This window comes from Amycolatopsis sp. WGS_07 (assembly GCF_045278895.1).
Classification (GTDB): Bacteria; Actinomycetota; Actinomycetes; order Mycobacteriales; family Pseudonocardiaceae; genus Amycolatopsis.
In genome coordinates this window covers 7621444-7643543 of record NZ_CP136053.1, presented here as the reverse complement: position 1 = coordinate 7643543, position 22100 = coordinate 7621444, and the positions used below count along the sequence as shown (strand labels likewise).

General features: G+C 69.9%; 19 protein-coding genes and 1 pseudogene. 13 read left to right on the top strand and 7 right to left on the bottom strand.

Annotated elements, in window-relative coordinates; all coding sequences use genetic code 11:
• Window positions 1–167 precede the first annotated feature (167 nt).
• The 3 genes from RPX00_RS35855 to RPX00_RS35845 all read left to right on the top strand — a co-directional run bounded on the left by RPX00_RS35855 (window position 168) and on the right by RPX00_RS35845 (window position 3885).
• Window positions 168–1333, top strand: a protein-coding gene (locus tag RPX00_RS35855; protein WP_406632059.1) for an IS3 family transposase whose coding sequence is annotated in 2 segments (ribosomal slippage) — window positions 168–434 and window positions 437–1333 — 1164 coding nt in all. Because the reading frame shifts where the segments join, the coding sequence is not laid out codon by codon here.
• 245 nt (window positions 1334–1578) lie between these two features.
• Complete coding sequence (gene erm / locus RPX00_RS35850) at window positions 1579–2391, top strand: 23S ribosomal RNA methyltransferase Erm (RefSeq protein ID WP_406632057.1); 813 nt, start codon at window positions 1579–1581, stop codon at window positions 2389–2391.
• A 39-nt stretch (window positions 2392–2430) separates the two neighbouring features.
• Window positions 2431–3885 carry an aldehyde dehydrogenase gene (locus tag RPX00_RS35845; protein WP_406632055.1) on the top strand — a complete coding sequence of 485 codons (1455 nt, stop codon included), beginning with the start codon at window positions 2431–2433 and terminating at the stop codon, window positions 3883–3885.
• Here RPX00_RS35845 and RPX00_RS35840 read toward each other — a convergent pair.
• Window positions 3876–4484 (bottom strand): TetR/AcrR family transcriptional regulator, encoded by a 609-nt coding sequence (locus tag RPX00_RS35840; RefSeq protein WP_406632053.1) that lies wholly within the window; start codon window positions 4482–4484, stop codon window positions 3876–3878. The two genes, RPX00_RS35845 and RPX00_RS35840, sit on opposite strands and share 10 nt — an antisense overlap.
• Before the next feature lie 119 nt (window positions 4485–4603).
• Between RPX00_RS35840 and RPX00_RS35835 the strand changes: the two are divergent.
• Window positions 4604–6499: pseudogene (locus RPX00_RS35835) on the top strand (primary-amine oxidase); the annotation flags it as partial.
• Window positions 6500–6513: 14 nt separating this feature from the next.
• Window positions 6514–7425, top strand: a complete 912-nt coding sequence (locus RPX00_RS35830) for a LysR substrate-binding domain-containing protein (RefSeq protein WP_406632051.1) — start codon at window positions 6514–6516, stop codon at window positions 7423–7425.
• Here the strand turns inward: RPX00_RS35830 and RPX00_RS35825 are convergent.
• The 3 genes from RPX00_RS35825 to RPX00_RS35815 are packed head-to-tail and all read right to left on the bottom strand — an operon-like array spanning window position 7420 to window position 10893.
• Complete coding sequence (locus tag RPX00_RS35825) at window positions 7420–9093, bottom strand: cobaltochelatase CobT-related protein (protein ID WP_406632049.1); 1674 nt, start codon at window positions 9091–9093, stop codon at window positions 7420–7422. The two genes, RPX00_RS35830 and RPX00_RS35825, sit on opposite strands and share 6 nt — an antisense overlap.
• Window positions 9090–10034, bottom strand: coding sequence for an AAA family ATPase (locus tag RPX00_RS35820; RefSeq protein WP_406632047.1), 945 nt, complete (start codon window positions 10032–10034; stop codon window positions 9090–9092). The genes RPX00_RS35825 and RPX00_RS35820 overlap by 4 nt, the downstream gene beginning before the upstream one ends.
• A 13-nt stretch (window positions 10035–10047) precedes the next feature.
• Window positions 10048–10893, bottom strand: coding sequence for an IclR family transcriptional regulator (locus RPX00_RS35815; protein ID WP_406632046.1), 846 nt, complete (start codon window positions 10891–10893; stop codon window positions 10048–10050).
• Window positions 10894–11038: 145 nt separating this feature from the next.
• On the opposite strand from RPX00_RS35815, the gene xsc reads away from it, so the two are divergent.
• The 6 genes from xsc (at window position 11039) to RPX00_RS35785 (ending at window position 18167) form a co-directional block, all read left to right on the top strand.
• Window positions 11039–12847, top strand: coding sequence for a sulfoacetaldehyde acetyltransferase (gene xsc, locus RPX00_RS35810; protein WP_406632044.1), 1809 nt, complete (start codon window positions 11039–11041; stop codon window positions 12845–12847).
• A gap of 170 nt (window positions 12848–13017) precedes the next feature.
• Window positions 13018–14382 (top strand): aspartate aminotransferase family protein, encoded by a 1365-nt coding sequence (locus tag RPX00_RS35805; protein ID WP_406632042.1) that lies wholly within the window; start codon window positions 13018–13020, stop codon window positions 14380–14382.
• A 431-nt stretch (window positions 14383–14813) separates the two neighbouring features.
• A complete protein-coding gene (locus RPX00_RS35800; RefSeq protein ID WP_406643208.1) occupies window positions 14814–16178 on the top strand; it encodes an amino acid permease in 1365 nt (454 codons plus the stop codon).
• Between the two features lie 124 nt (window positions 16179–16302).
• Window positions 16303–17049: a sulfite exporter TauE/SafE family protein gene (locus RPX00_RS35795; protein WP_406632040.1), complete on the top strand. Its 747-nt coding sequence runs from the start codon at window positions 16303–16305 to the stop codon at window positions 17047–17049.
• Window positions 17046–17765: a sulfite exporter TauE/SafE family protein gene (locus RPX00_RS35790; RefSeq protein ID WP_406632038.1), complete on the top strand. Its 720-nt coding sequence runs from the start codon at window positions 17046–17048 to the stop codon at window positions 17763–17765. The genes RPX00_RS35795 and RPX00_RS35790 overlap by 4 nt, the downstream gene beginning before the upstream one ends.
• 102 nt (window positions 17766–17867) lie before the next feature.
• Window positions 17868–18167 carry an antibiotic biosynthesis monooxygenase family protein gene (locus RPX00_RS35785; protein WP_378309553.1) on the top strand — a complete coding sequence of 100 codons (300 nt, stop codon included), beginning with the start codon at window positions 17868–17870 and terminating at the stop codon, window positions 18165–18167.
• Between the two features lie 67 nt (window positions 18168–18234).
• On the opposite strand, the gene RPX00_RS35780 is transcribed toward RPX00_RS35785, so the two are convergent.
• From RPX00_RS35780 to RPX00_RS35770, 3 genes are read right to left on the bottom strand one after another with little or no spacing between them, the layout of a single operon-like run.
• The gene (locus RPX00_RS35780; RefSeq protein ID WP_406632035.1) at window positions 18235–18972 is read right to left on the bottom strand and encodes an SDR family NAD(P)-dependent oxidoreductase; all 738 of its coding nucleotides are present in this window, start codon (window positions 18970–18972) and stop codon (window positions 18235–18237) included.
• Complete coding sequence (locus RPX00_RS35775; RefSeq protein WP_406632033.1) at window positions 18969–19742, bottom strand: aromatase/cyclase; 774 nt, start codon at window positions 19740–19742, stop codon at window positions 18969–18971. Before RPX00_RS35775 ends, RPX00_RS35780 begins: the two co-directional genes overlap by 4 nt.
• A complete protein-coding gene (locus tag RPX00_RS35770) occupies window positions 19742–20497 on the bottom strand; it encodes an SDR family NAD(P)-dependent oxidoreductase (protein WP_406632031.1) in 756 nt (251 codons plus the stop codon). Before RPX00_RS35770 ends, RPX00_RS35775 begins: the two co-directional genes overlap by 1 nt.
• Window positions 20498–20684: 187 nt before the next feature.
• Here RPX00_RS35770 and RPX00_RS35765 point away from each other — a divergent pair, with 187 nt between their 5' ends.
• Window positions 20685–21155, top strand: a complete 471-nt coding sequence (locus RPX00_RS35765; protein WP_406632029.1) for a nuclear transport factor 2 family protein — start codon at window positions 20685–20687, stop codon at window positions 21153–21155.
• Complete coding sequence (locus RPX00_RS35760; protein ID WP_406632027.1) at window positions 21152–22054, top strand: MBL fold metallo-hydrolase; 903 nt, start codon at window positions 21152–21154, stop codon at window positions 22052–22054. Before RPX00_RS35765 ends, RPX00_RS35760 begins: the two co-directional genes overlap by 4 nt.
• The last annotated feature ends 46 nt before the right edge of the window (window positions 22055–22100 follow it).

Sequence of the window (22100 nt, the reverse complement as noted above, 5' to 3'; positions counted from 1 at the left end):
ACCCAGCCCCACCCCCGCACCCCGATACGAAGCCTCCCTGCAGTCGGTGGGGGCTTGTCAAGGCATCTTTCCCGCCTTGACAAGCACCCCCGCGCCGTAGTCACTGAGGTTCCCCCGTCGGGTCGGACACTCTGATCCTTGGCTTCGGCCTGGGGAAGGATGTTGTTGTGTCTGGTTCGTCGAAGTATCCGGAGGAGTTCCGGCGGGATGCGGTCGCGTTGGCGCGGTCGTCGGCTCGTCCGTTGGCGCAGGTGGCTCGTGAGCTGGGGGTGAATCACGAGACCCTGCGGACGTGGGTGCGGGCCGCCGACCGCGCCGATCAAGCCGCCGGAACCGGCGGCGACGCGGCGGAACGGGAGCTGCGCGCGTTGCGCAAGCGGGTGGCGGAGCTGGAGAAGGAAAAGGAGATCCTGCGGAAAGCGGCCGCCTATTTCGCGCAGGAGATGGATCGTTGACCCGCAGCTACCGGTTCATCTCCGCCCACCGCGCCGCCTACGGCGTCGCCCGGCTGTGCCGAGTCCTCGGGGTCCGCCGCCCCGGCTTCTACGAATGGCTCGCCGCCGCCCCGGCCCGCGAACAACGGGCCGCGGCCGAGGACCGGCTGGCGGGCGAGATCGCCGGGATCCACGCGGCCCACCAGGGTGCTTACGGCAGCCCGCGGGTCACCGCGGAACTGCGCCGCCGCGGCGAGACGGTCAACCACAAGCGGGTCGAGCGGGTGATGCGCGAACGGCGGATCGCCGGGCACACCCGCCGCCGGAGGCATTCGCTGACCAGACCGGACAAGACCGCGGCAGCACCGGACCTGATCGGCCGCGACTTCACCGCCGACGAACCGGGCCAGCGGCTGGTCGGCGACATCACCTACCTGCCCACCGAGGAAGGCTGGCTTTACCTGGCGACCGTGCTCGACCTGCACACCCGCGAAATCGTCGGCCACGCCCTCGCGGCGCACATGCGCGCCGAGCTGGTCTGCGACGCGATCACGCTCGCCGCGGACCGCGGCCTGACCGGCCCCGGCGCGGTGTTCCACTCCGACCGCGGCACCCAATACGCCTCCACGGAATTCCGCACCACGCTCGCCGCACTCGGGATCCGGGCCTCGACGGGCAGGACCGGGTCCTGCTACGACAACGCCGCCGCCGAATCCTTCTTCGCCACCCTCAAAACCGAGATCGGCACCCGCTCCTGGACCACCCGACACCAAGCCAGGCAAGCGGTTTTCGCCTACCTCGCCTACTACAACCACCACCGCCTGCACTCCACACTCGGCCACCGAACACCCCACGAAACCCGCCTGAACTACCCTCACCACCACGCCCACGCGGCATAAAACCCGGTGACCGATCCCCGGGGGAAACCTCAGCACAATCAGGCTTCGGGGGTGCCCCACGCCACCCCCGAAAAACCACTCGCCCAACCCCACCCCACCCCTAAACTCCGCCACCATGGGTGCCACCTTCATCCGCTTCCGCCGCCACTGAGCGCCGGAAGCCCTCCGCCGCTCCTTCAGCAGCCCATCCCGGCCGCCCCTCACGGCCCCCGGGACACTTCTTCCTGCCGCGGAGCCCTACACCCATGTCTGCCCACCCTCACGGCGGACGGCACGAACTAGGCCAGAACTTCCTGACCGACCCCGCCGTCATCGCCGCTGTCTGCACCGCCGCCAACCACACCACCACCCCCTTGGTGGAACTAGCCGCAGGCGACGGCGCCCTCACCCTCCCGCTGAGCCGCACCGGCCGCCCCATCACCGCCATCGAACTAGACCCCCGCCGAGCAACCCGCCTGGCCGCCCGCACCGGAGACAACGTCAAGGTCATCCAAGGCGACCTCCTCCACCACCGCTTCCCCACGACCCCGCACACGATCGTGGGCAACCTCCCCTTCCACCTCACCACCGCAACCCTCCGCCACCTCTTCCGGCAACAGCACTGGGAACGAGCAGTACTACTGGTGCAATGGGAAGTAGCCCGCCGCCGCGCGGGAATCGGCGGCGCCTCCCAAATGACCGCCGCCTGGTGGCCCTGGTTCGACTTCACCGTCCCGGCCAGGGTCCCCGCCCACGCCTTCCGCCCGCGCCCAGCCGTAGACGGCGGCATCCTCGTCATCACCCGCCGCCCCACCCCGCTCGTCCAGGAACGACCGCAGTACCAAGACTTCGTCCGCAAAGTCTTCACCGGCCGCGGCCGAGGCCTAGCCGGAATCCTCCCCCGAACCGGCCACCTCAGCGCCCGCGCGGCCCGCGCCTGGCTCGCTCAGCACCGGCTGTCCCCGCAAGCACTCCCCCGGGACCTGACCGCCGACCACTGGGCCTCCCTCTGGAACCTGCATCACCCAGCCCGATCCAACGCACCGAAAAGCTCCGCTTTCCCGCGCCCCCGCCGCTGACGAATAGTGAACCGGAAGCGACGAAAGGCGGTTCCGGCAATGGACCACAGCGACTGGGTGCACGAGGCCGCGCACCTGCAGCCCCGCACCGCGGCCTTTGTGGACGGCGATTGGCTCACTCCCAAGTCGGGCAAGACTTTCGCCGATCTCAACCCAGCCACCGGGCACCCAGTCGCGCACGTGGCCGAAGGCGGCCCCGCCGAAATCGACCTCGCGGTCGCCGCCGCCCGGCGGGCCTTCGAGGACGGCCGCTGGTCCGTCCCGGCCGAACGCAAGAAACGGCTCCTGAAGCTAGCCGACCTGATCCGTTCCCACGAACGCGAGCTGGCCCTCTGCGACACCCTCGACGTAGGCCGCCCGATCACCGACACCTTCGGCCAGGACGTCCCCGCGACCGCCGAGTGCTTCGCCTGGTACGCCGAAGCAATCGACAAACGCTACGACGAGGTCGCCCCCACCCCGCCCGGCAACTTCGCCACCATCCAACGCGTACCCCTCGGCGTGGTAGGCGCCGTCGTACCGTGGAACTTCCCGCTCGACATCGCCGGTTGGAAACTCGCCCCGGCCCTGGCCGCAGGCAACAGCGTCGTCCTCAAACCGGCCGAACAATCCCCGCTGTCCGCACTGCGACTCGCGGAATTGGCCGCCGAGGCAGGTATTCCGGACGGAGTCCTGAACGTAGTCCCCGGTTTCGGCGACACTGCGGGCCAAGCACTCGGACGGCATCCGGACGTCGACGTCCTCGCCTTCACCGGCTCCACCCCGGTGGGCGGGCTGTTCCTGCGCTACGCCGGGGAATCGAACCTCAAGCAGGTCTGGCTGGAATGCGGCGGAAAGAGCCCGGTCGTCGTGTTCGCCGACGCGGACCTCGAAGCCGCCGCCGACCTGGTCGCGTTCGGCTTCTGCGCCAACTCCGGTCAGGTCTGCTCAGCCACCACCCGGCTGCTGGTCCAAGCGGAAGCGGCCGACGAATTCCTCGCCCTGCTCAGGGAAAAGGTCGCCGGATGGGTGCCCGGGGACCCGCTCGACCCGGCCACGAAGCTCGGCCCGATGATCGACGAACCCGCCGCCGCCCGTGTGCTGGCCGCGGTCGAGGCCAGCACCGGAACCGTCGTCACCGGCGGCACTCGCCGGGGCGCGTTCCTGGACCCGACCATCGTGACCGGCCTGCGCCCCGACGACCCGCTGGTCACCGACGAACTCTTCGGCCCCGTACTCGCCACGCAAACCTTCGAGTCCGAAGCCGAAGCCATCCGCCTGGCGAACGACACCCCGTACGGACTCGCCGCCTCCGTCTGGACCCGGGACCTCGCCCGCGCCCACCGCGTCTCCGACGGAATCCACGCCGGGACCGTCTCGGTGAACACAGTGGACGCCCTCAGCACCGCCACGCCGTTCGGCGGTTTCAAACAGTCCGGCTTCGGCCGCGACCTCTCCCTCCATGCGCTCGACAAGTACACCGGCCTCAAAACCGTCTGGACGGCCTACGCCTGACCGAGGTCCCGTCCGGTCTCCGCGGCCAGGTACCCGAGCAGCAGCTCCCGCACCCTGGCCGCGGACAGGCTGGTGTTGCGCCCGGCGAGGTGCAGGCCGTACGCGTCCTCCAGCGCCACCGCGTTCGCCGCGATATCCGCCGCGGGCGACCGCAGCTGGAACGCCCCGGTGTCCCGTCCGTGCGCGAGCGCGGCCGAGTACAGCGAGACCTCGCGGTCCCACAGCGCGGTCATCAGCACGGCATGCGCCGGGTTGCGCGCCGCGTGGACGTGCATTTCGTACAGCACCCGGCTCAGCGGATCTGCCTCCGCGACGGGAAGCCCCGCGTCGACCAGCCGCACCAGCCGCCGGACCGGGTCCTCCTCCGCCTCGGCGGCGCGCGCTCGCGCCCAGTAGAACCGGTCGACCGCGTCGCGATGCAGCTCGAACAGCAGGTCGTCGAGGTCCGGGTAGTAATAGCTGACGGACCCGGCCGACAGCCCGGCCTCCTCCGCGACGTCCCGCACCCGGAGGCCCGCCAGCCCCCGCGTCCGGATCGCGCGGCCGGCCGCCGCCACCAGCTCGTCGCGCCGCTTCGCCTGGTCCTTGGGTCGTGCCACGTCCAGGATTATTGATGACGAGCATCGAAAAACCCAACCGGCCCGGGGCTTGCCACCCGAACAGCGAGAGCGCATTCTTTGCGGCAGACCGCAAAGAATGAGGAGACGCGCATGGCCCACCCCTCTCGCGCCTGACCGAAGCCGAGGTCGCCCGCAACCGCACGCTGCTGGCCGAGGCCGGGATCGCGACCGAGCACACCCGGTTCGCGCTCGTCTCCCTGCTCGAACCGGCGAAGGCGGCCGTGCTGGCCTGGCAACCGGGCGACCCGGTGGACCGGCGGGTCCGTTCGCTGCTGCTCGACCGGCAGAGCGGCGAAGTGCGCGAGGTGGTCGTGTCGCTCACCGCGGGCGAGATCGTGGCCGACCGCACGGTGGACGTCGTGGCCGAGGGGCAGCCGCCGATCCTGCACGAGGAGTTCGACCTGGTCGAGAAGATCCTCTGGGAGGACGAGGCGTGGAACGCGGCGATGCGCCGCCGCGGCATCGAAGAACCCCGTTCGGTCCGGATCTCCGCGCTCAGCGCCGGGTGCTTCGACATCCCCGGCGAAACCGGGCTGCGGCTCGTGCGCTGCCTGGCGTTCCTGCAGCTCAACAAGGACGACAACCTGTGGGCGCACCCGATCGACGGCGTGGTGGCCTACGTCGACCTGATCGCCGGCCGCGTGCACGACGTCATCGACGACGGCCCGGCCGACATCCCGCGCACCGCCTACGACTACCACCTCGACGGCCCGACCCGCACCACGCAGAAACCCATCGTGATCACCCAGCCCGAGGGCCCGAGCTTCGCTGTCGACGGCGACGTCGTCACGTGGGAGAAGTGGCAGTTCCGGATCGGGTTCAACGCCGTAGAAGGCCTTACCCTGCACCAAATCGGCTTCCAAGACGGCGAACGGCTGCGTCCGGTGGTCTACCGCGCCTCGGTCGCCGAGATGGTCGTCCCGTACGGCGACCCCAGCCCGGTCCGGTTCTGGCAGAACTACTTCGACGCCGGCGAGTACTCGCTCGGCAAGGAAGCCAACTCCCTCACCCTCGGCTGCGACTGCCTCGGCGAGATCCGCTACTTCGACGCCGTCCTGCACGACGACGACGGACACCCGCACACCATCGCCAACGCGATCTGCATGCACGAGGAAGACGCCGGAGTGCTGTGGAAGCACACAGACCACTACAACGGCAGTGTTTCGACTCGACGGCAGCGGCGGCTGGTCATCTCGTTCTTCGTGACCGTCGGCAATTACGACTACGGCTTCTATTGGTATCTCTACCTCGACGGCACGATCGAACTCGAGTGCAAGGCCACCGGCATCGTCTTCGCGTCCGCGTTCCCGAGCGGCACCGAGGACTACCCGTGGGCGAGCGAAATCGCCCCGAGCGTCGGCGCGCCGTTCCATCAGCACCTGTTCTCCGCACGGCTGGACATGATGGTCGACGGCCTCGCGAACGCCGTCGACGAGATCGACGTGCAACGCGTGCCGATGGGCCCGGGCAACCCGCACGGCAACGCGTTCACCCGCAAGATCACCAGGCTGGCCAAGGAATCCGAGGCCGCCCGGCTCGCCGACGGCACCCGAGGCCGGACCTGGCGGATCAGCAATCCCGGCTCCCGCAACGCGCTCGGCCAGCCCGTCGGCTACACCCTGCACCCCGAGGGCCAGCCGCCGCTGCTCGCCGACGACGCGTCCTCCATCGCCCGCCGCGCCGCCTTCACCCGCAAGCACCTGTGGGTGACCGCGTACGCCGAGGACGAGCGGTTCCCGGCCGGCGAGTACGTCAACCAGAACAATGGAACCACCGGCATCGACACCTGGATCCAGGCCGACCGCGACCTCGACGGCGCGGACCTCGTCGTGTGGCACACCTTCGGGCTCACGCACTACCCGCGCACCGAGGACTGGCCGATCATGCCCGTCGACCACACCGGCTTCACTCTCAAACCCAGCGGCTTCTTCGACGCCAACCCCGCGCTGGACACGCCCGCGCCGCGACCACAGCATCCCGATTGCTGCCGCTGAGGCAGGATGTCGGCATGAGCGAGCCCTCCTTCACCCTCGTGCAGCTGCGCTACTTCGAGGCGGCGGCGCGGCACCTGAGCATGACGGCCGCGTCGAAGGAACTGATGGTGTCGCAGTCGGCCGTGTCGACCGCGATCGCGCAGCTGGAGAAGGAAATGGGCGTGCAGTTCCTGCTGCGCCACCACGCCCGAGGGCTCAGCCTGACGACCGCGGGCGAGCAGTTCTACAAGCGGGTGCTGGATTTCCTGGCGCACGGCGCGGAACTGGTCGAGACAGCCCGGCAGTCCGGCACCGAACTGGTCGGCACACTCACCGTCGGCTGCTTCACCACGCTCGCACCGTTCCGCCTGCCGGGGCTGCTGGCCGAGTTCGAGTCGCGGCATCCCCGCGTCCACGTGTCCCTGCGCGAAGGCGAGCACAAGGCGCTCAAGGGCGCGTTGCGGTCCGGCGAGACCGAACTGGCGATGCTGTACGGCTACGACCTCGACGACGACATCGACCGCGAGGTCGTCGGCACCGCCGCCCCGTACGCCCTCGTCGCCGAGGACCATCGGCTCGCGCGCCGGAAAAGCCGCAAAGTATCGCTGCGGGAGCTGGCCGAGGAGCCGATGGTGCTGCTCGATCTGCCGCACAGCCGGGAGTACCTGCAATCGATCCTCAGCGACGCCGGGGTCGCCCCGCGGGTCCGGCACCGCACCAGCGGCTACGAGACGGTGCGGGCGCTAGTCGCTTCTGGGCACGGTTTCGCGCTGCTCAACCAGCGTCCGCCGGACGACACGACCTACGCCGGTGCGCGCGTCGTGCCGCTCACGCTGACCGACGACGTCCCGTCGCTGGAAATCGTCCTCGCTACCATGCGCGGCGTCCGGCTCACCCGGCGGGCGCAGGAGTTCCGCGAGCTGTGCCGCGCGATGTATTCGTCATGAGATCAGGTCGAGGATCTCGCGGAAGGCGCGGAACCCGGTGCCTTCCGCGGCATCCAAGGCCAGGCTGCGCCGGTAGTACGCACTGAGATCGAGCCCGACCCCGATGCCGTACACCTCCGTGCCGCTCCGTTCCAGCCCGTCCGCCACCTGCACCAGATGCCGGTCGAGGTAACGCTCCTCATTGGCCAGCGCCGTCGCCCCGTCCATCGGGCTGCCGTCCGACAGCACGAAAACCAGCCGACGGCGCGCGTCGCACGCCCGCGCCCGTTCGGCTGCCCACGCCAGCGCCTCGCCGTCGATGCCTTCGCGGAACAGATCGGCTTTGAGCAACGCCGCGACGTCCCGCCGGGCGCGTCGCCAGGGTGTCGCAGCATCCTTGAACACCAGGTGCCGACGCTCGTTGAGCCGTCCCGGCTGCTTCGGCCGCCCGGCGCGCAGCCAGTCCCGCCGCGCCCGGCCGCCGTGCCAGGCGCCGGTGGTGAACCCGAGGATTTCGCTGCTCGCCCCGGCGAGATCGAGCGCGCGAGCGAAGAGATCCACCAGCACCGCAACGGTTTCCCGGTGCGCCTTCATCGAACCCGAGCAGTCGATCAGGAAGGTGACCAGCACGTCGGCAACCGGCTCGGTCCGCTCGACCCGGAACACCCGGTGATCCGCGGGCGCCGCGATCAAACGGGCGAGCGCCCGGCCGTCGATCTGGCCTTCCTCCTGCGCACCGTCCCAACCAGACCGTTGCGGCTGGGCCAGCACCGCCGTCAGTTCCCGGGCGAGCCGGGCCACGTTGACCCCTTGCTTCGCGATCCGGGCATCGAGCCGCTCGCGCAGTTCCCGCAGCAATTCCGGCCGCACCAGCGGTCCCGCCCGGTCCTCGCGGTCGTACGCGGTGGTGAAGACCTGATAGGACCCGGCCGCCACCGGTCCTTTGTGGTCACCGAGGCCCGCGATGCCGCCCTCCTCGGCACCGGTTTCGTCGTCGAAATCCAGCAGCAGCGCATAAGCCGCGGCTTCCGCTTCGTCCTCCGGAGACTCTTCTTCGGCCGGATCCAGCAACGCAGCCACCGCTTCGGCCAGCGCTCGCGCGGATTCGGCGAACACGGCCTGATCCGCCCTATGCCGACGGAGCCCGGCCAAGTGCGTTCCGAGCATCGGCGCGATCGCCGCCCGCGTCGCCTCGATCAGGTCCTCGGTCTCCTCCACGACCGGCTCGCCGGTGATCCGCGCCCGCGCGACCTGCGCGACGGTGTAGATCAGCACGCCGCGCGCGGTCTCGGTCAGTCCATTGTGGTGCGCCGAGAGCGACCAGCGCTCGTGCCGCCGCCGCAGATTCGCCGTGACACCGGGAAAACCGGCTGGCACCAAGGATTCCACCCGGAACTGCTCCAGCAGCTCGAACAGCAGCCGCTCGACGCCGCCAGCGGGCCGGAGCCTGCGGTGCAGCTCCCGATCGGACCGCGACAGGTGCAGCGCCATCCCGTCCGCCGCGCCGCGAAAGGACCCCAGATCCTCGTCCTCGGTGCGCAGATGCGGCGCGGGCATCGGCATCGGCCGGGTGCCGCGATGCAGGCGACCGCCCCGGAAATGCGCGTCCGGCGAACCGCTGACCGCCCGGATCGCCGCCGCGGACAGCTCCTCGACCTCCTGGCGCCGCCGGGTCTCCGCGGTGCTCACGCCGCGGCGAGTTCCCGGTCGAAGCAGCGCTGGAAGTACTCGGCGACCACCGGGCGTTCCGCCTCGTCGCATTTGTTGAGGAACGTCAACCGGAACGCCGTCGCCGGGTCGCTGAAGATCTCGCAGTTCTCCGCCCAGGTGATGACCGTGCGCGGCGACATCAGCGCCGACAGGTCACCGGCCCGGAACCCCTCGCGAGTCAGCCCAGCCACCGCCACCATCGCCTCGATCAGCGGCCCAGCCAGCCGCGGCACCCGCGCCCGCACGATCTCCGCTTCCTCTTCCGGCGGCAGGTAATCCAGCGCCGCGACGATGTTCCACCGGTCGATCTGCGCGTGGTTGAGCCGCTGCACCCCGTGGTAGAGGCCGTTGAGATTGCCCAGCCCGACGGTGTTGGCGGTGGCGAACAGCCGGAAGCCCGGATGCGGGCGCAGCACGGTGTTGCTGTCGATCAGGGTGAACTTGCCGTCCCGTTCGAGCAGCCGCTGGATGACGAACATGACGTCCGGCCGTCCCGCGTCGTACTCGTCGAGGATCAGCGCGACCGGCCGCCGCAGCGACCACGGCACGATCCCCTCGCGGAATTCGGTGACCTGCTTGCCCTCGCGCAGCACCACCGCGTCCTTGCCGACCAGGTCGAGCCGGCTGAGGTGGCCGTCGAGATTCACCCGCAGGCACGGCCAGTTCAGCCGCGCCGCGACCTGTTCGACGTGGGTGGACTTGCCGGTGCCGTGCAGTCCTTGCACGAGCACCCGCCGGTTGTGCGCGAACCCGGCCAGCAGCGCGAGCGTCACGTCCGGGTTGAAGCGGTACGCCGGGTCGACGTCGGGCACGTGCTCATCCGGTTCGGAAAAGCACGGGACGACCAGGTTCGAGTCGAGCCCGAAGGCGTCGCGCACGGCGATCCGGGCGTCGGGACCGTTGCCGGACAACGGGTTCATCGGGAGACCTCCGTCAGGACGAAATGCTGTCGGCGTCGTCGGCCGCCCCCTCGGCCTCGACCTCCTTGATCGCTTCGGCGGCCCGCTGGAGCGCGGGCAGCGCCTGCAAAGCCTTGTCGGCGGTGAGCCGCATGACCGGGGCCTGCACCGCCACCGCCAGGTTGGACCGGCCGGTCCGGCTGGGCACCAGCACGGCCACGCACACGAGTCCGGGCAGGAATTCCTCGTCGTCGAGGGCGAAGCCGTCGCGCCGGATGCGGGCGAACTCCTCCTCCAGCGCGTCGAGATCGGTGATCGTCTTGGCCGTGTACTGCTTGAGCGGAGCGTGCGCGAGCAGCTTGCGCCGCTGCGCCGGGCTCATCTGGGAGAGGATGATCTTGCCGCTGGCCGAGCAGTGGATCGGCACCCGCGAGCCGGGACGCAGGTAGAACCGCAGCGGCTCGGGCGTTTCGACGCGGTCGAGGTAGACGATCTCGCTGCCGGACAGCGCGGTGATGTTGCAGCTCTCCCCCAGCTCGTCCACCAGATGCTTGAGCACCGCGCGCCGCGCGCCGTGATGCGTCGCGTTGAGCAGCAGGTTCTCCGCGAGGCGGCGCAGCCGGTCGCCGGTGCCGTAATGCCGCCCGTCGGCCTGGCGCACGAGCAGCCCGGCGCCCTCCAGCTGCTGCAGCATCCGGTGCAGGGTCGGCTTCGGCAGGCCGGTCTCCTCGACCAGGCCCTGCAGCGTCACCAGCTGGTCCTTCGCCGCGATCAGCTCGAGCAGCGAGAACAGCCGCATGGTCGGGGTGTCCCCGTCGAGGCCCGCACCGTCCGGCTCCCGCACGAGTTCCACCGCGCTGGTCTTCCGCAACTCACTCACGTTCCGGAAACTAGCACATCCTGTCTCGTTTTCCATCAACTGCCGGTTGACCTGCCGCACGCGGCGTCCTATCGTCCATCGCGTTCAGCTTTCACGAACCTCACGTACCGAAAACCAAGACTTTCAGCGTCGAAGGAGTTCAACCATGGCGGAGAGGAAGACGGGCGACGGCCGCACCGTCGTCAGCGGGCCGGCGAAGATGACCCCGTCGGAGGCCTTCGTCGAGACGATGGTGGCCAACGGCGTCACCGACATCTTCGGCATCATGGGCTCGGCGTTCATGGACGCGATGGACATCTTCGCGCCGGCCGGCATCCGGCTCGTCCCGGTCGTGCACGAGCAGGGCGCCGCGCACATGGCCGACGGCTATGCCCGGGTCAGCGGCCGCCACGGCGTGGTCATCGGGCAGAACGGCCCCGGCATCAGCAACTGCGTCACCGCGATCGCCGCGGCGTTCTGGGCGCACAGCCCGGTCGTGATGATCACGCCCGAGGCGGGCACGATGGGCACCGGGCTCGGCGGCTTCCAGGAGGCCAACCAGCTGCCGATGTTCCAGGAGTTCACCAAGTACCAGGCGCACGTCAACAACCCGAAGCGGATGGCCGAGTACACCGCGCGGGCCTTCGACCGGGCGCTCTCGGAGATCGGCCCGACCCAGCTGAACATCCCGCGCGACTTCTTCTACGGCGAGATCGAGACCGAGATCCCGGAGCCGCAGCGGCTCGACCGCGGCCCCGGCGGCGACAAGAGCCTCGCCCAGGCCGCGGAACTGCTGGCCACCGCAGAATTCCCGGTGATCATCTCCGGCGGCGGGGTCGTCATGTCCGACGGCGTCGAGGAGTGCAAGGCGCTCGCCGAGCGCCTCGGCGCGCCGGTGGTCAACAGCTACCAGCACAACGACAGCTTCCCGGCCAGCCACCCGCAGTGGTGCGGCCCGCTCGGCTACCAGGGCTCCAAGGCCGCGATGAAGCTCATCTCGCAGGCGGACGTGGTGATCGCGCTCGGCACCCGGCTCGGCCCGTTCGGCACCCTGCCCCAGCACGGCATGGACTACTGGCCGAAGAACGCGAAGATCATCCAGATCGACGCCGACCACAAGATGCTCGGCCTGGTCAAGAAGATCACCGTCGGCATCTGCGGCGACGCGAAGGCCGCCGCCGCGGCGCTGACCGAACGGCTCGCCGACCGGACGCTCGCCAGCGACGCCACCCGCGACGAGCGCGCCGGCCGCATCAAGGCCGAGAAGGACGCGTGGGAGGAAGAACTCACCGAGTGGACCCACGAGAAGGACCCCTACTCCCTCGACATGATCGCCGAGCAGGAGCAGGAGGAGGGCAACTGGCTGCACCCGCGCCAGGTCCTGCGCGAACTGGAGCAGGCCATGCCGCCGCGGGTGATGGTCTCCACTGACATCGGCAACATCAACTCCGTGGCGCACAGCTACCTGCGGTTCGAGGAGCCCCGCTCCTTCTTCGCGCCGATGTCCTTCGGCAACTGCGGTTACGCGCTCCCGACCATCATCGGCGCGAAGGCCGCCGCGATGGACCGCCCGGCGATCGCGTACGCCGGGGACGGCGCGTGGGGCATGAGCATGGGCGAGATCATGACCGCGGTGCGGCACGACATCCCGGTCACCGCCGTCGTGTTCCACAACCGCCAGTGGGGCGCGGAAAAGAAGAACCAGGTCGACTTCTACGACCGCCGCTTCGTCGCCGGGGAACTGGAAAGCGAGAGCTTCGCCGGGATCGCGCGGGCGATGGGCGCGGACGGCATCGTGGTGGACAAGCTCGAGGACGTCGGGCCGGCGCTGAAGAAGGCCGTCGACGCGCAGATGAACGACGGCCGCACGACGGTCATCGAGGTCATGTGCACCCGCGAGCTGGGCGACCCGTTCCGCCGCGACGCGCTGTCGAAGCCGGTGCGGTTCCTGGAGAAGTACCAGGACTACGTGTAATCCCCGCTTCGCGAAACCGAGAACCGGCCGGGCCCCGCGCCCGGCCGGTTTTTCGCGTCCCGGCCCCGGATCTGGCCCTAGTGATCCGGCGCTTTCTGGCTCTGGGCGGGGGCCAGAAAGATTGCGATCGTCGACACATTCCCGTTCTCGCACACACAGGAGGTCGCCAGGTGAACGTCACGGAGCTGCGGGCCACTGCCCGCCGACACCTCGGGCCGCACTTCACGCGCAAGGACACCTGGCAGAGCGAATTCCCGGTGTTCGTCCGCGGCGAGGGCAGCTATCTCATCGACACCGAGGGCCGCCGGCACCTCGACGGCCTCGCCGGGCTGTTCTGCGTCAACATGGGCCACGGCCGCGCGGACATCGCCAAGGCCGCCGCCGACCAGGTCGGCACGCTCGCCTACGCCAGCAACTGGGGTTCGGCGCACCCGCCGTCGATCGAGGCCGCCCGGATCATCGCCGACCTCGCCCCCGGCGACCTCGGCACCACGTTCTTCGTGAACTCCGGTTCGGAGGCGGTCGAAACCGCGCTGAAGTTCGTCCGGCAGTACCACCGCAGCCAGGGCGCCCCGGAGCGGACGAAGATCATCAGCCGCGAAATGGCCTACCACGGCACGACCATGGGCGCGCTGTCGGTCACCGGCCTGCCCAAGATCAAGGAGCCGTTCGGCCCGCTGCTGCCGGGCGTCCGGCACGTCCCGAACACCCTCGGCCTCACCGGCGACTGCGGTCCAGCCGACCAGTTGGACTGCGTCCGCGCCATCGAGGCGGTCATCCTCGAGGAAGGCCCGGAGACGGTCGCCGCGGTCTTCGCCGAGCCGGTCCAGAACGGCCGGGGCGCGCTGGTCCCGCCGGAGGGCTACTGGCCGGCGCTGCGGGCGCTGTGCGACAAGTACGGCATCCTGCTGGTCTCGGACGAGGTGATCTGCTCGTTCGGCAGGCTCGGCCACTTCTTCGGCCACGGCCTCACCGGCGTCGTACCGGACCTGATCACCTTCGCCAAGGGCTCCACCTCGGGCTACGCCCCGCTCGGCGGCGTGATCGTGCGCGAGCAGCTGGTCACCGAGCTGTACGACTCGCCGAAGGGCGGCGTCTTCACGCACGGCGCGACGTGGGGCGGCCACCCGGTGTCGACGGCGATCGCGGTCGCCAACATCAGCGCGATGCGCGACGAGAAGGTGCCCGAGCACGTCCTGTCCGAGGGTCCCAAGCTGCACGCGGCTTTGGAGTCGCTGAAGGACGCGCACCGGTGCGTCAAGGACGTCCGCGGCACCGGCTTCTTCTACGCGATCGAGCTGATGGCCGACCGCGACGGCGGCCGCGAGCTGACCGACCAGGAGTCGCTGACCGTGCTGCGGGAGGTCCTGCCGGAGTCGTTCCGCCGCACCGGAGTCATCCTCCGCGGCGACGACCGGGGCGCGACGATGCTCATGATCTCGCCCCCGCTGGTCGCCGACACCGACGTGCTGGACGAGCTGCTGCACGGCGTCGACGGCATGCTCACCGACGTGGAGAAGGCGATTCAGCCCTGACCCGGTCCGTGAAGGACCCCTTGGGTGACTCTGGTTCCCGCAAGGGGTCCTTCACGCCCCGCCGCCCCCTTCGGCCTGGGCGGACGCGGTTTCGGCCGCACTCGCGACCCGCCGTCCCTTCCGGACCGCGGGCGCGCGGATAGCGTCGACGGGCGCTGGGTACCCCATTGTTTCCGAGGGCGCCCGGCGCCCGTCCTGCTGTCCGGGATCAGGTCGTTCTGGTACCGGAGCATGGCTAGCATCTGGCTCTCGCGGAGGGGCCTGTCTCTTCCTACGGTGACGGGAACCACACAGCAGCTCTCAGCGACATCGCGGCGGCGGCCGGCGCGGGGACATCGAGGTCCCCGGCGCCGCCGGAAGGAGGAGACGTGGGTTCTGCACCGGAAACCGCCGCCCAGAGCGGTCTCAAACCGGGTCTCAAGCAACGCCACATGAACCTGATCGCGCTGGGCGGCGTGATCGGGGCCGGCCTGTTCGTCGGCAGCGGCGTGGTCATCCAGTCGGCCGGGCCCGCGGCGGTGGTCTCGTTCCTGATCGCCGGGCTGATCACCGTGCTCATCATGCGGATGCTGGCCGAGATGACCGTCGCGCGGCCCGCGCTCGGCTCGTTCTACGTCTACGCCAGGGAGGCGATGGGCAATCGCGCCGGCTTCACGGTCGGCTGGATGTACTGGTACTTCTTCGTGATCGTGGTCGCCGTGGAAGCGGTGGCCGGCGGCCGGATCCTGCAGCTGTGGCTGCCGAACGTGCCGCTGTGGGTGCTCAGCCTGGGACTGCTCCTGCTGCTCACCGCCACGAACCTCGTCTCGGCGCGGTCCTACGGCGAGTTCGAGTACTGGTTCTCCTCGATCAAGGTCATCGCGATCCTCGTGTTCCTGGTGGTCGGCGCGCTGTACCTGTTCGGCGTCTGGCCCGGTTCGCACGGCGGCGTCAGCAACCTGGTCTCGCACGGCGGGTTCGCTCCCATGGGCATCGGCGCCGTGCTGGCCGCGGTGGTCCCGTGCGTCGGCTTCTACACCGGCGCGGAGATCGTCACCATCGCCGCGGCCGAGTCCGCCGAACCGCGCCGCGCGATCGCCAAGGCCATGCGCTCCATCGTGTTCCGCGTGGTGCTCTTCTACGTCGGCTCGGTCTTCGTGGTGGTTTCGGTCAAGGCCTGGAACTCGCCGGACACCGCGGTCAGCCCGTACGCCGCGGTCCTCGACGTGCTCGGCATCCCGGCCGTCTCGACGATCATGAACGCGATCGTCCTCACCGCCGTCCTGTCGTGCCTCAACTCCGCGCTGTACACATCGTCGCGGATGTTGTTCGCGCTGACCCGCAACGGCGACGCGCCGAAGATGTTCACCAAGCTGTCCCGCAGCGGCGTTCCCCGCCGGGCCATCATCGCCGGCACGGTCATCGGCTACGTCTCCGTGATCGCGGCCTACACCTCGCCGAACCTGATCTTCCAGTTCCTGGTGAACTCCTACGGGGCGGTCGCGCTGTTCGTGTACCTGGCGATCGCGCTGGCCCAGGTCCGGCTGCGCAAGCGGCTGCAGAACACCGATCCGGGCGCGCTGAGCCTGAAGATGTGGCTGTTCCCGTGGCTCAGCTACGCGACGATCGCCCTGATGGCGGCGGTCATCCTGGCGATGGCGTTCCTTCCGTCGACCCGGTCGCAGTTCTGGCTGAGCGCGGTGACGCTGGCGCTGATCCTGATCGCGTACCAGTTCCGGAAGCGCCGTCCGGCCGGACCGGCGGCGACGGCCGAGACGGACGCGTCCCGGGGCGAGGCGGGCGTCGCCTCGACCTGACCGGTCTGGCGCCCCGCGATGCCGCGGTTCTGGACCTACCGCTGTGACCAGACGTGCCTCAAGGTGAAGCCGTCCGTTCGTCGCAGGGAGGTCAGATGCCGCACCCGTCGCCCCCGGCCCGCCGATGACGTTCTGGCAGCTGCCCCCGGCGGCGATGGCGTTCGCCATCGCCGCCTTGCTGGCCGGGGGCCTGATCCGCGGCTACTCCGGCTTCGGCGCGTCCTTGGTGTGGGTGAGCTGCCTGTGCCTGGTCCTGCCGCCGCCGGCCGTCGTCCCGAGCACGCTCCTGCTCGAAGTAGCCTCCAGCGTGACCTTGCTGCCCAAGGCCTGGCCGGACGCGCACCGCCCGTCCGTGCGCTGGCTCCTCCTCGGCGCGCTCGCCGGGCTGCCGATGGGCATCTGGTTCCTGGCCGCGCTCCCGGAACGCGCGACCAGGCTGACCGTCGGACTGGTCGTCGGAATTTCCGCGCTGGCCCTGGCTTTCAGCCGCCGGACCCGGCGTCTGCCCGGCCGCGCCGCGTGCGCCGGGATGGGCACCGCTTTCGGAGTTCTCAACGGTGCCTGCGGAATGGGCGGCCCGCCGGTCGTCCTGATGTACCTCGCGTCCCCGCTGCCGATGGCGGTGAACCGCGCGAGCCTGGTGGTCTTCTTCCTGGCGGCCGACCTGATGACCGTCGGCACCGCCGCCGGCGGCGGGCTGCTCACCGGCGACGTCCTCCTGCAGACCGCGCTGTTCCTGCCCATCGCGCTGGCCGGGATCGGCGCCGGAACCTGGCTGTACCGGCACGGCGGCGGGGACGTCCGGCGGATCGTGCTCGGAATCCTCGCCGTGCTGTCGCTCGCTTTGGTCGGCCAGGCGGTCGTCGCATGATCCTCGCCGCACTGGCCGTCGCCTTCGCGGGTTTCATCGGCGGCCTGACCGGATTCGGCGCGTCCCTGGTCGGCACTCCCCTGCTCCTGCTCATCGGGCTCCCGCTGCCGCAGGTGGTGGTGATCAACCTGATCACCACCATGATCACCCGGCTCGCCGTGCTCCACCGCGAACGAAACCACATCGACTGGCGTCGCGTGGCCATCCTCGGCGCAGCCAGCCTTCCCGGTGCCGCCGCCGGAGCGCTCACCTTGCACCTGCTCCCGCCGCACGCCCTCCGCGTCCTGGCAGGCACCGTCGTCGTCCTTTCCGGACTGCGCCTGCTGCTCCGCCCGACCCGCCAGGCCCACCCCGCGACCACGGTCAGGCAAACCGTCGCCGGCCTGCTGGGCGGCTATCTCTCCACCACCACCTCCCTCAACGGCGCGCCCCCGGCGGTCCTGCTGGCGTCCGCGAAAGTCCCGCCGAGAACCTTCGTCGGCGATCTCGCGGGCTACTTCGTGGTGACGAACTGCCTGTCGCTGCTCCTCCTGGTCACCGCGGGCCAGTTCGACACCACCGACCTCGGCGCCCGGCTGCCGGTCCTGGTGCTGGCCGCGCTGGCCGGGAACATCCTCGGCGGCCGCCTCGTCGGCCGGGTCCCGCGCGCGGTGTTCGACCGGGCGATCGTCGGCCTGATCGTGGTGTCCGGCGTCGTGACGATGATCGGAGCCTGACCACCGCTGGCCGCCCGCCTTACCGCGGTTCCACCGAGACCTCACCCGCCGGTGCTGTGATGGTCGCAGTCCCGTTCCGAGCATTGCCGAAGGAGCCGCGCTGTGGTCGTCTTCATGAACAAGCTCATCCTCACCGGATCGGCCGAGGAGCTGGAATCGGCGTACGCGAAGGTCGCCGAATTCATGCTGGAGCAGCCGGGCCTGGTCAGCTACAAATTCCTGCGCGCCGTCAACGACCCGAAGGTCTACTTCAACGTCGCCGAATGGACCGACCGCGAATCCCTGGACCGGGCGATGAAGGACCCGGAGTTCCACGCCCGGGTGAGCAAGGTGTTCCCGCTCATCAAGGGCGACCCGCACATCGCCACCGTCGTGCAGGACGGGGCCGCCGCGGTGGCCTGACTTGCACCGGGAGCGCGGGAAGGGGCCGGGAGCGACGTTGCTCCCGGCCCCTTCCCGCGTCCGGCGGTCACATCGCGACGCTCGCCGCGCCGTCCACCGCCAGGACGACGCCGGTCGCGAAGCCGGCCTCCGGACGAGACAAGGTCCGCACCCACCAAGCGATTTCCTCGGGACGGCCGATCCGGCCCAGCGGCACCTTCGCGCGCTGCGTCTCCCGCAGCCGCAGGATCTGCTCGGGAGAAAACCCCGCGTTCTCCGCGATCTCGGTTTCGACCGGGCCGGGTGCCACGGACACCACGCGCACCCCGTCCCGCGCCAGTTCGACCGCCCAGGTCCGGGTCAGGAAATCCAGCCCGGCCTTGCTCGCGCCGTACACCGAGTTCATCGGCCAGCCCCGGACCGCGCCCGACGTGCTGACGTTGACGACCGTGCCGTGGCTGAGCCGGAGCCAGGGCAGGCAGGCCTGGGTCAGCAGCAAGGGGGCGACCAGGTTCGTCTCCACCTGCTCGCGGGCCTGTTTCGCGTCGATGCCGCCGAGCGGGGCCCGCGTCACGACGGCCGCGTTGTTCACCAGCACGTCTATCTGGCCGAACTCAGCCGCCGCGGCCTCCGCGATCCGGTCCGCCGCGCCGTCGGCGGTGATGTCCGCGACGAGCGAGCGGATCTCCGGCCGGTTCCGGGCGGTCTCGGCGAGTTTGCTTTCCGTCCGCCCGATCGCCAGCACGTTGGCGCCTTCGTCAGCGAAACCGTGGGCGACCGCGCGGCCGATGCCCGACCCGGCCCCGGTCACCACCACCGCGGTCACGCGCCCACCGCCTGCAGCCGGTCCGCGGCCTGCGCGCGCAGCGGAGCCACCGCCGACTCAGCGAGTTCCGGTTTCTCCACGACGACGGTGTGCCGCAACGTCATCTTGACTCCCTCAGCCGTTTCGTCGAACGTCCACCGCTCAAGGCAGGCGGAAATCCCGGGCGGCGGCGAAGACCGTTTGCCGGCGATCAGCCTCGGCAGCACCGCCAGGTCCGTGCCGCGCCAATCCTGCTGCCGGTACACCGATTCGCACACCGTGGCGGCTTCGCCCGGCACCGTACGAGTGTCCGCAAAGGACACTGTCCGCGCGTCCAAGCCAAGGCCCCGCCGCGCGGAGTCCTCCAGCGACGCCAGCTCCGCCTTGCTGTTGTGGTCCACCACTTCGGAAATCCACGCGAGACTGGCCGGATCGTCGTCGATCGCCCGGTATTCGTGCCCGAACACCACGCGCGTCCGCTGCCCGTCCAGGTCCTCCATCCGCCAGGAGCCGCCCATCCGGGCCACCGGCGGCTGCGACACCTCCTGGCGGAAGTCGATCGTCCGGCGCACCGGGTCCAGCCTGCGGAAGGAGGTCCAGTTCTTCACCTCGCCCTTGGCGGTGGCCCAGATCCGGAACCGTTCGGTGCCCTCGCCCTGTTCCAGATGCTCGACGTGCACCGTCGGCCCGAACAGCACCGGCCACCTGGTCACGTCGGCGATCAGCGCGTAGACCGCGTCGGCGGGCAGGGACACGGTCTGCTCGTGGACGACGCGCTCCGGGGCCGCCATCAGTAGTTCCCGAGCCCGCCGCAGACGTTGATCGCCTGCGCGGTGATCGGAGCCGCGGTGTCGGTGGTCAGATAGGAAACGAGACCGGCAACCTCCTCCGGCGTCGTGTAGCGGCCGAGCGGGATTTTCGCCTCGAACCGCTCAAGCACGTCCTCCTCGGTGGTGTCCCAGATCCGCGCGTAATTCCCGCGGATGTGGCCGGCCATCGGGGTTTCCACGTAGCCGGGGCAGACCGCGTTCACGGTCACGCCGGTTTTCGCCAGTTCCAGCCCGAGCGCCTTGGTGAAGCCGACGACGCCGTGTTTCGAAGCCGAATACGGCGCGCCGAGCACCACGCCTTGTTTCCCGCCGGTCGACGCGATGTTGATGACCCGGCCCCGGCCGCGGCCGAGCATCCCGCCCGCGTTCAGCACCTCGCGGGTGACCAGGAAAACGCTGTTGAGGTTGGTGTCGATGACGTCCGTCCACACCTCGTCGGTGAGCTGTGCGGTCGGCCCGCCGCCCGGCCGGCCCGCGTTGTTCACCAGCACGTCGACCGGGCCGAACCGTTCGGTCGCACTGCGCACGAGGTCCTTGACCGCGGTGCCGTTGCGCACGTCGCACGCGGTCCCGTCGGCGTCGAAGCCCTTGGCCCGCAGATCCGCCACTGTGTCGACGACGCGTTGTTTGTCCCGTCCGCACAGGAACACCCGGAACCCGCCGGACGCGAGCGCGGCCGCCACCGCGAGCCCGATGCCGCTCGTCCCTCCGGTCACGATCGCATGCTGCTTCTCTCCCCGGGTCATCGCGGTCCTTTCTCCTCGGGCGAAATCTTCCCGTCCCAGCTTCTCCGGCTCCGGTGAGTTCCGGGTAGAAGACCGGTAAGGACCCGCGCGTTTACCGGCACTCCAGCGGGTTTTGCGAACATCGTCGCGGACGCTCCGTCGACCGCAAAGGAATGCCATGACGAGTCTTGCTTCAGAGCTGAATCCGGTTTCCGGCGACGTTCTCCAGGATATTCAGCACTTCTACGCGCGGCAGATGTTCCTGCTCGACGAAAACCGGGTAGCGGAATGGCTGGACACGTTCGCCGATGACGGCGTCTTCGCCTCCACCGGACTGCCGGAACCGCTCGAAGGCCGCACCGCGATCGAAAAGCTGACCCGGGCCGGGGTCGACGAGCGCCGCCGCCGGGGAGCCGTGCACCGGCACCTGCTGACTGGACTGCACGCGGACCGGCGGCCGGACGGCACGGTCCTCGCGCGTTCCTATGTGCTGGTGGTGGAAACCTTGCCGGAAGACACCAGCCGGGTGTGGGCGAGCACGGTGTGCCAGGACGTGCTGCTGCGGCACGGCGACGGCTGGCTGGTGCGGAGCCGGCACGTCAGCCTCGACCGCAAAGGCCACGCCCTTCCCGTGCTGGAGGGAATGTGACGCGCCCGAACCTGGCCGAAATCGCGGACGGCGTTTTCGCGTATGTGCAACCGGACGGCGGATGGTGCCTGAACAACGCCGGCGTAATCCTCTCGGCCGAGGACACCACGGTGATCGACACCGCAGCCACCGAATCGAGGGCTCGCGCGCTGCGCGCCGCGATCGGCACCGTCACCGACGTCCGGCCGCGCACCATCGTCAATACCCACAGCCACGGCGATCACACCTTCGGAAATTTCGTCTTCGGCCCGGACACGGAAATCATCGCGCACGAATTGGGCCGCGCCGAGGCGATCGAAAACGGCCTCGCGCTGCAAAACCTGTGGCCCGGCGTGGAATGGGGAGACGTGGTGCTGAAACCGGCGACCACGACGTTCTCCGAACGCCTCGTGCTGCACCGCGACGGCCGGCGGATCGAGCTGCTGCATTTCGGCACCGCCCACACCACTAACGACGTAGTGGTGTGGCTGCCCGAGGAGCGCGTGCTGTTCAGCGGCGACATCGCGTTGTCCGGCTGCACGCCGTTCGTGCTGATGGGCTCGGTCTCCGCGTCGCTGGCGGTCCTGGAGCGTCTTAGCGAACTGCCCGCGGAGACGGTGGTCTGCGGCCACGGCCCGGTGACCGGGCCCGAGGTGCTCGACGCGAACGCCCGGTATCTCCGCTGGCTGCAAGGGATCGCCGCGGATGCGATCGCCGCCGGGCACACCCCGCTCGAAGCCGCCCCCAAGACGGATCTCGGCGAGTTCGCGGGTCTGCTGGATTCCGAGCGGCTGGTGGCGAACCTGCACCGGGCGTTCGCCGAACACCGCGGCGCCGCGCCCGGGGTACCGCTGGACGTGGCCGGGATCTTCGGCGAGATGGTCGCCCACCACGGCGGGCTTCCGGTCTGCCACGCCTGATCGACGGACCCGTACCCGATGCAACTGTCCGTGAAGGACTCCTTGA